Here is a 439-nt window from a genome sequence, read left to right on the forward strand (position 1 = left end):
CGCAGAAACTGGAGGCCGAAGTGATGAAGCTGCTGGGACCGGAGTGGTAGCCCCTGCGTAGCGCCACGGTGAGCGGCTCATCTGCTCCGTCCACGATCACGGCGTTGGCCGCGGAAACGGCGGAGCCGGACGGAACGAGTACGGCGAGCCGACTGCGGCGGCGATGCGCTGGAGAGCGTTCACGGTGCGTTCCTTTCTGGATGACCCGCAGGCGCGGGCATCTTTCCTGCGGCGGGTGAGCGGTGACCGGATGCAGCAGCAGCCCGGTCATCAGTAGCGGGGTGATTCCAGCGCCGCTACGCGCGCTGCCGATTTGCTGCGCTGCATGGTGACAAGCGCGAACCCGGGTGATTACTCTCCGCTGCAACGCGATGGTAGCGCTACCAGTCGGACGGGGATCCAGGGTCCAGGGGCTGCCTTCTTTGCCGCGTGTTTGTCC

Annotated in this window: 1 protein-coding gene; it reads right to left on the reverse strand. The window is 66.3% G+C overall.

The window, feature by feature from the left end:
• On the reverse strand, positions 1-271 hold a 271-nt coding region (locus K9U40_RS23905; RefSeq protein WP_282892536.1), incomplete at its 3' end, for a hypothetical protein.
• Positions 272-439: the final 168 nt, after the last annotated feature.

This window comes from Xanthobacter autotrophicus (genome assembly GCF_030015065.1).
Lineage (GTDB): Bacteria > Pseudomonadota > Alphaproteobacteria > Rhizobiales > Xanthobacteraceae > Xanthobacter > Xanthobacter autotrophicus_D.